Genomic DNA, 9062 nt, shown 5'->3' with positions numbered 1-9062 from the left:
CTCTATATTAAATTAACCCCTCCGCCTTTCAGCACTCCTTCTATATTTCCTTACGAAAACACTGCTTTCCTTGCCGACATTTTCTAACCTCTATATTAAATTAACCCCTCCGTCACTGCGTGTCACCTCCCCTATATTTTTGCGTAGCAAAAACACAGAGGAGGAGGGTGAGAGTAACCCTTTATTTATTGCAGTGAAGTGCACCTATATCGCTTTGTCACACCCCGTAATGCCGCGGGACACGGCAGGGAGGAGTGTAAGAGTACCCCTCTATTATTATACCGATAGCCATTTGCCGGTCTCTTCGGGGGTGAAGCCTCTTTGGTGGGCATAGTGTTCGCGCTGGGTTTCGTCGATGTGCCCGATGTGGAAGTAGCGGGCATCGGGGTGTGCGATGTAGAGTCCGGCGACAGAGGCATTGGGCATCATGGCGCCGTTTTCGGTGAGGGTTATTCCGATACGCGAGAAGTCTAACGCTCTGTCCCAATCGAAGAAAAGGGAATGGTCGGGCAGGGAGGGATAGCCTACTGCCGGACGTATCCCCCTATACCGGACGGAGAGGAGGGACTGCAAGTCGAGGTCGGGTTCATCGGGGGCGTAACCCCAAAATTCTCGGCGTATTTGCCGGTGCAGCCATTCTGCGGCGGCCTCGGCAAGACGGTCGGCGAGGGATTGGAGCAGGAGGGCGGTATAGTCGTCTCCGTCCCGACGCAAGAGCTCTATGCGACGTTGTATCTCGTTTCCGGCGGTGACGGCGAATAGTCCGGCATAATCGGGTTTCCCGTCGTTGGCGGGGCGAATGAAGTCGCTTAAAGAATAGTAGCGGGCATTGGCTTCGGATTTACGCACTTGTTGCCGCAGACAGGGTATGTCGAAATCGCTGTCGGGTAGCCGCAGTCGTATGATATTGTCGTAAGAGGCGGCTTCGGCAAGTAGGTAGCAGGCTTGTGGAGAGGTGTTGTTTTCTGCTTCGAGGATGTCGAGCAGACGATTCGCCTCTTTGTAGAGCTGCATGGCTTCGGCGGCTTTGGCTCTCTCGGCCGATGGGAAAGATGCGAGCCAGACGGCTTTGCAGTGGTCGCACCCTTGCATGTCGGCTATGGAGGCATAGCCTGCGCCTATTTTCCATACGGAGAAGAATGCCCGCCAGTTGATGAAAGGTCGTATGTCGCCAACAGTGACGGGGACGGTGTGCAATCCCATTTGCCGAGGCCGGGGGGCGGTATATGTGTCCCAATCTATGTAGGGGGCGTATCTTTCGGCTTCGGATAGGGTGACTAAATCGAACGGTTTCAAGGAGTTGCGCAGTGCTTCTTGTTCGGTGCGTATGCTGCGGATAAACTCCTCACGAGTTTGGGGATTGAGCAGTTGTGCGGCGATGAGCGGGTTTTGCGATGCGTCGCCGGCATGTATGACCGCACCGCTGTAACACGGGGCGATTTTGACGGCCGTGTGGAGTTTCGAGGTGGTAGCTCCGCCTATGATGACCGGTGTGTGCAGTCCTGCTTTTTCCATTTCGGAAACGACGTGGCACATCTCTTCGAGGGAGGGGGTGATGAGTCCGCTCAACCCTATGAAATCGGCTTGTTCGGCAATGGCTCGCTCCACGATTTTTTCGGCCGGAACCATCACGCCGAGGTCGATTACCTCGAAGTTGTTGCAGGCGAGAATGACGGCAACGATGTTTTTCCCGATGTCGTGCACATCGCCCTTGACTGTGGCTACAATGAATTTTCCCCGTTTGGAGGTTTCTCCATTGCGGGTATTTTCCTGCTCGATGAGTGGTTGCAATATACCCACTGCTTGCTTCATGGTGCGGGCGCTCTTGACGACTTGGGGAAGGAACATTTTCCCGTCGCCGAAAAGTTGTCCCACCCGGTTCATGCCGTCCATGAGGGGTTGCTCGATGACGGCGAGTGCCGAGCCGTATTGACGGACGGCCTCTGCGAGGTCGGTTTCGAGGTGTGTCGATATGCCTTTGACGAGAGCTTGTTTCAGTCGGTCGGCGACAGGTTGCCGATGACGGTCTTCGTCGATATTGTTTTCTTTTTTGACTGCTTCGCCCCGATGTTTCTCGGCGAGGTCGATGAGACGTTCGGTCGCATCCGGCCGACGGTTCAATACGACATCTTCGATGAGCGCAAGAGTTTCGGTCGGTAGATCGTCGTAGGTAATCGATGTGGCGGGATTGACAATCGCCATGTCGAGCCCGTTGCGGATAGCATGATAAAGAAAGACGGCGTGCATGGCTTCGCGAATGAAATTGTTGCCTCGGAACGAAAAGGAGAGGTTGCTCACGCCTCCGCTCACTTTCGCTCCCGGCAGGTTTTCGTGTATCCAAGCCGTAGCCCGAATGAAGTCTACCGCATAGTTGTCGTGGCTGTCGATTCCGGTAGCTATCGCCAACACGTTGGGATCGAATATAATGTCGCAAGGCGCTAATCCTGCTTCTTCGATGAGGAGTTTGTAAGCCCGGGCGCAGACTTCGATTTTCCGTTCATAGGTATCGGCTTGGCCTTTTTCGTCGAAAGCCATGACGACTACCGCCGCTCCTAACCGTTTGATTTCACGGGCATGCGCGAGGAATGTTTCTTCTCCTTCTTTCAGGCTGATGGAGTTGACGATGGCTTTCCCTTGCAGACATTTCAAGCCGGCGGAGATAACCTCCCATTCGGAAGAGTCTATCATTACAGGAACCCGATAAATATCGGGCTCGGAGACGATGAGATTCAAGAAGTCTACCATCTCTTTGCGGGCATCGAGCATAGCATCGTCCATGTTGATGTCGATGATTTGTGCGCCGGCCTCGACCTGTTTGCGGGCGATGTCGAGAGCTTCGGTGTAGTTCTTTTCGTGAATGAGCCTCAGGAATTTGCGAGAGCCTGCCACATTGCAGCGTTCGCCTATGTTGACGAAATTGTTTTCGGGGCAGACAACGAGATCTTCGAGCCCACAGATGTGCAGCCGGTTGTCTTTCGCGATGGGACGGCGGGGCGAGGCGTTTTGTGTGATTTCCCGATAGCGGGCTATGTGCTCGGGTGTCGTTCCGCAACAACCACCCACGATATTTACCAGTCCCTCGTCGATAAATTCTTTTATTTGTGCAGCCATCGATGCGGGCGTTTCGTCATATTCGCCCAACCGATTGGGCAGTCCGGCATTGGGGTAAGCACTGATGTAATAGGGGGAGAGCGATGCCAACCGACGTAGATAGGGTTTCATTTCTCTTGCTCCGAACGAACAGTTCAAACCTACCGAGAGAATTTCGGCATGGGAGACTGCCGTAAGAAAGGCTTCGAGTGTTTGTCCCGATAGCGTTCGCCCGCTTTCGGTGACTGTTACCGAAAGCATGACAGGAATCTCTCGTCCTGTCGCTTTCATAGATTCCTGTGCAGCGAAAAGGGCGGCTTTGGCATTGAGCGTGTCAAAAATGGTTTCGATGAGCAGAAGGTCCACGCCACCTTCTATCAAGGCTGTGATTTGCTCCCGATAGGCTGTCGCGAGTGTGTCGAAGTCGAGATTTCGCAAAGCGGGATTCTCCATATCGGGAGACATGGAACAGCTTTTGTTCGTGGGGCCTATCGAACCGGCCACGAATCGGGGTTTATCGGGTGTTGAATAGTCGTCGGCAGCCTTGCGGGCTAGGCGGGCGGCAGCCCGGTTTATTTCCTTTACCTGACTTTCCAAACGGTAGTCTGCCATAGATATGGCGTTGGCATTGAAACTATTCGTCTCGATGATGTCGGCTCCGGCTTCGAGGTAGGCACGGTGTATCTCGTCGATGAGGTGTGGTGCGGTGAGACAGAGCAAATCGTTGTTCCCTTTTAATTCCACTGCCGAATCGGGGAACAACGAACCTCTGAAATCTTGCTCGTTCAGTCCGTAACGTTGTATCATCGTTCCCATAGCTCCGTCGAGAATGAGAATGCGTTGGTCGAGTAGTTGTTTCAATGTCTGCATATATCTCGGTCTATGATTGTCATATAACGAAAGATAAGAATCGGATAAAATGAATATGTTCGTTTTTTTTGCCGAATCGTAGTCAGCTTTTCGCATTTGCCGAAGATACGGAAAGCAGGGAACAGCGATAAACAAAAATCTCTTTTCCGACTTGGCTATACCGAACCGTGTCCTATCTTCGCAGTTACAAATATAGGGATAATTGTTGTTTTGTCTACCGAAATATTTGTTGTTTGAAATGGGGTATGCAGTGGATTATTCTATTTTTGACCTTATTTTGTAGAGGAAATATTTGAATTTTCTTTTGTATTTAGATATAATGTTTGTGGTCTGCTGATTCGTGTCACAGAAGGCAAAGGGTGTACGCCGGTGTACCGGACGTATATTTGTTCGAAAGAAAATCGAGGCGAGGAGAGGCCGGTCGTCTGTCGTTCGATAAAATGATCGCTCCCTGTTATTTCTTGTCGGATTTCTTTCCGGACGATACTTTATCGGGATTTTTGTTGATGAAGTCTTTCCAGCTGTTGTAGCTTTTTTCGAGATGAGGCCGGTTGGTTTGGTAGAAATGGCAGAGAGCGGCAGCCAATCCGTCGGTGGCATCGAGAAGGGGAGGCATATTTTCATCGGGGATATGCAGAATGCGCTGTAACATGGCGGCGACTTGTTCTTTCGATGCGCTTCCGTTTCCGGTAATCGACATTTTGATTTTTAGCGGGGCGTATTCGGTAATGGGAATGTCGCGGGAGAGCGCGGCTGCCATAGCGACTCCTTGCGCTCGTCCGAGTTTCAGCATGGATTGCACGTTCTTTCCGAAGAATGGAGCTTCGATAGCCATCTCGTCTGGAAGATATTGTTCGATGAGGCCTAAGACCCGCTCGAAAATGCGACGTAATCGCAGATAGTGACTTTCGAATTTGTTTAATTGAATCACGCCCAGAGTCATCAATTCGGGGGTGTTACCGACGATACGCAGGACTCCGTAGCCCATGACGTTGGTCCCGGGGTCGATGCCGATAATAATTCTATCGTTTGTCGTGTTCATTTATAAGTCGATTACTTCCAATAGGGTACTGAATCCCAGCACTTGCTTGCCGAATTTCTTTTGCATATCGCAGAGTAGTGTTTCTCCGCACTCTTCGTGCCAACGTTCGAGCGTATCGGTATCGGGCGATTTGAATTGCAGGGAAAGACTTATGCCTTCTTCCTCATTCTCAGCGAAAATACGGGTCAGTTGTGGTTCTTGTAAACCTCCGTGTTCCAGTACAGCCGGAATATAGAAATTTTTTAACCAACTTATAAATTCATCTTTCCGAGAGTGATCGGCGTGGTATGTGGTGTTGAATATAATCATAGTGGTATGGGGTTATCTTGTTGTTCGGAGAACCATATTATTCTTTTGACAAAGGTAAAAAAAATGGGGGCAGGAGCCAAATTTATTTGGCTCCTGCCGAATGCCTGTTGCCTCGGTCTATCGTGAAGGTAAAAAAACTTCTCAATATTTTGTACAGTCGTAAAAATAGTTTTATCTTTGCACCGCATTAAGGGGGTATTAGCTCATCTGGCTAGAGCGCGACACTGGCAGTGTCGAGGTGAGCGGTTCGAGTCCGCTATACTCCACATCGTTATCCGTCTTTTGAGGTACAACAGTTTATTCCCCGGTAAAACGGGGTTTCTTTTTTTTATGGGGTTTCAAAAGAGATAATACAAAGCAATAGGGGTAATCACATAGTTTCTGTCGAATGTGGCTTGCAACTATTGTATGCTTTTGCTGTACTGCTCATCGAGTTGTTCTTTATCTGTATGTTTCATGCTTTTGTGCGTATCAGACAAAACCACATGGACAGTCTTCACTTGGTCGTGTGTGATTTTCCGTATATATTCCAACCCCTCTCCCCCAGAAACGGTAGTTTCTGGGGGAGAGGAGTTGAGGAAAGTTTCATAGTAATTTCTAATTATGAGATTAACCCCTCCGTCCTTCGGACTCCTCCCCTATATTTTTGCATTGCAAAAACACAGAGGAGGAGGGTAAATACAATCCATTTCATTCGTTAAAATTCGGGTCTATTCCTACTAAATTTCTACTGAGTTCGAACAACCGTACTTTATACCCGATCAATAAAAAAATCGTATCAGCTTATATAGAATAAGCTGATACGATTTTTAACCTATTATGATCTTTCGGGGTTATCGAACGACCGGTATTTTTACATTCTCTCGGCTTCCATCGGCATGTACAATACAACAAATATAAATGCCGGTTTGCAAATTGTCAAGGCTCATATTCGTCGTATAACCATCGACATTTTGCATTTTCATTACAGCGCCGTTCATATTCACCAAAGATATACTCGATAAAGCTTTGTCAGTTTGTACCACCAAGTAGCCTCCATATGTATAAACTACTGTCGAAGCTAATGTTTGGAGTTCTACTTTTGACTCCCGGTCGTTATTCAGATATACTGGTATCTTCACAATTCTACTTACAGCATCGTTATTGGCTAACACGATTTGTGCTTCATACAAAGTATTTCTCTGTAATTGAGTTGCATCTAATGATACGGTGAGCGTTTCCATAACAGAAGGAGCGATAGAGAATTCATATTTATCAAGCGAGAGCCAGTTGATAGTCGGGGTGCGATTACCCGTTACATTCGCGCGAATACAGAAGTTACTATTTAAACCTAAGTCTCCTGCTGACCACCATGTATTGCCAAGTTTAACCATGTCGCCGAAGCCATTTTGTACATGACCGCCGTCGATACCAATCACAAAGTCTGTCGGTTCAAAGCCATCTATATTAACACCTATCCATAAATCGGTATTCCCTATCGTCAGAGGTTGTTCGAGCACAATATGATTCCAAGACTGTGCTATTGGGGAAAAAGTCTGTCTCATCAATTCATTTCCGGCATTTGACTGTGAGCCTTGACCGAAAATTACCACTTGAGCTTTGTCAGGTACGTCGTTTATATATACATCGACACTACTGATTTGCATACCCGACAATCCAGCAAGCATATTGCCCGGAAAATACTGTGCATATACAGCCGAAGAACCACCGCTGAGCGATACTTCGCTTTCGAGCCCGTTGTCATAGCGCAATACGAATTCTGCCTGCGACTCGGTTTCTTTCGCTTTAACCGAATGGGATTTCGCAGACTTTGTAAATATCCAAGAAGGTTTGCTATTTTTTGTAGCAAAAGCCGACTGCTTGCTGCCCGGAGAGTGAGGTAGAGCATAAAGTACCGATGCTGTTCCTGTAAGCTCTGCACTGCCTTCGTTCTTTATTTCCAGCGTTACCGGTCGTACGTCGAACGATTGGTACGAATCGATGATACTTAATCCGGGTTTAATGATCGGTGAATTGTCGGAATGTTCCACGACCAGTGTATAGTCTTCTGTTTCTCCATAACCATATTGACCGCAAGCGCTAAGAATGTCTTCATAAGAAGCTATGATTCGTAGGCGTCTTTCTCCCGGCACGACTACCGCCTCGTCTGGAATCGATACTTTAATAGTTCCCTTAGGAAGATAACCGATAAATTCGCCCGCTTCATCGAACGAACCGTTTCCATTCCAATCTACCCATGCACCTATATATAAACTTCCGCCTTCACACTCTACGTTCAAATCTAATACTTCACCGGGTTTAATGCTTGTCTTCATATCAGAAAAATCGCTGTATACATTACCTTCGCTTGGGTTGTTAATGCTTCCAATTTTGACTGAAGTAATATATTCGTAACTTGCATCCGTCGAATACGATTCGCAAACTATCCCTTCTTCCCTTTTTGTAATAGAGAAAAACATGGATTGATGGGCTATTTGTTCATCGCCTTCCGTGACATTGCGTATTTCGATATTATGTTTACCCGGTTGTGAACAATCGATCCGTTGGTCAAACGTGTGTTTGTAGCTCTCCATAGAAGCTATCGTCACACCCAGTTCTTCGGTTGCCAGTAATTTATCGTCTAAATATAATTGAAGTTTCGCATTGGATATAGCTTGCTCACCGATATTCATTACTTCCACTTGTACCTTTTCATATTTGTCGCTTGCTGTTTCCAAAGGGGATAATAAACGTTCGAACTTCAATGCTTTTTGCGCAATGTAGTCGCCGTCGCCCGTTAAACAGTAACACATGGATAACTGAGAGGTCATATATTCTTCGTAAGCCTCCATCCAAATTAAACCTATTCCGGGGACATTGCTACATGTGAACACACTGAAAGCACAATTATGCGTTTCGTTGTCTACTTTGGCGGCTGCTACCGAAAAGAAACCGCTTTCTAGACAGATTGTTTCGTCCAATTCAACCGAAAATTCGTAAATACGTGCCAAATCATCATATTCGCTTGCACTCACTCCGGTGAATTTGCCCAAGACATCGAATTCTTTGCGGTAGACCTCTTTGCCGGGGTAACCATCGGCTCCCATTTCATAAAATGCCACTTCAAAACGGATCGGTTCTGTCATTTCGCCATTTTCATCGATGCCGCCACGGTCGGCACAAGACAACCAATTATAATTTTCTTCGTCCCAAGACAAGAATCTCCCTAACCAGCGAATTCCGTTCACTTTCTGATAGCATCCAGAAAAGGATTGGTAAAATTTGGTAGCTCCGTCGGCACGACCCATATCGGAACTTTGTTGTCCCATATAGTCGGCATCGCTACTAAATGCTCCTGAGAGGACGGTATTAGGAGGACACCCCAATGCATCGTCAACGCTATTGCGCGGTTCTGCCTTCAAAAAAACATTGTTTTCGTATACAACCGCTACTTTTTCTTTTTCTCCAAATTTACTTGCATGCTGTTCGCCAAACACATTCACTGTAAACAACATTACAAGCAACACGCTCATGTAAATCTGTTTCATTTTCTTTGTCTTTTTAATTAGTTTGATTTTTATTTAATTATGAGAGCGCAAAATTATAATATTATAAACAAAATGAAGAATAAAAAGAACTTTAAATGTTTTTTTCTTAATATTGTATTTGTATACAATATAAATATGTCTGTATAAAAGGAAAGGTATGTACAAAAAACTCTTATGAAACCTTATTTATGGGGTAAGTTTTTTGTGTAAAATTGTATGCTGTC

Annotated in this window: 4 protein-coding genes and 1 tRNA gene; 1 reads left to right on the top strand and 4 read right to left on the bottom strand. The window is 46.9% G+C overall.

Going from position 1 to position 9062, the window contains the following annotated elements:
- Positions 1–276: 276 nt before the first annotated feature.
- The 3 genes from metH to QVD32_RS05285 form a co-directional block, all read right to left on the bottom strand.
- The gene (gene metH, locus QVD32_RS05295) at positions 277–3960 is read right to left on the bottom strand and encodes a methionine synthase (protein ID WP_021892741.1); all 3684 of its coding nucleotides are present in this window, start codon (positions 3958–3960) and stop codon (positions 277–279) included.
- Between the two features lie 454 nt (positions 3961–4414).
- Positions 4415–5002 (bottom strand): crossover junction endodeoxyribonuclease RuvC, encoded by a 588-nt coding sequence (gene ruvC, locus QVD32_RS05290; protein WP_021892740.1) that lies wholly within the window; start codon positions 5000–5002, stop codon positions 4415–4417.
- Positions 5003–5311 carry a DUF4286 family protein gene (locus tag QVD32_RS05285; protein WP_021892739.1) on the bottom strand — a complete coding sequence of 103 codons (309 nt, stop codon included), beginning with the start codon at positions 5309–5311 and terminating at the stop codon, positions 5003–5005.
- Between the two features lie 192 nt (positions 5312–5503).
- Here QVD32_RS05285 and QVD32_RS05280 point away from each other — a divergent pair.
- A tRNA-Ala gene (locus QVD32_RS05280) sits at positions 5504–5577 on the top strand.
- A gap of 567 nt (positions 5578–6144) precedes the next feature.
- On the opposite strand, the gene QVD32_RS05275 is transcribed toward QVD32_RS05280, so the two are convergent.
- Complete coding sequence (locus tag QVD32_RS05275; RefSeq protein WP_021892738.1) at positions 6145–8838, bottom strand: GEVED domain-containing protein; 2694 nt, start codon at positions 8836–8838, stop codon at positions 6145–6147.
- Positions 8839–9062 lie beyond the last annotated feature (224 nt).

It is taken from the genome of Barnesiella sp. (assembly GCF_022723415.1).
GTDB classification, from domain to species: domain Bacteria; phylum Bacteroidota; class Bacteroidia; order Bacteroidales; family Barnesiellaceae; genus Barnesiella; species Barnesiella intestinihominis.
Note: the sequence above shows the minus strand (reverse complement) of the source record. Positions and strands in the feature narration are given on the sequence as shown.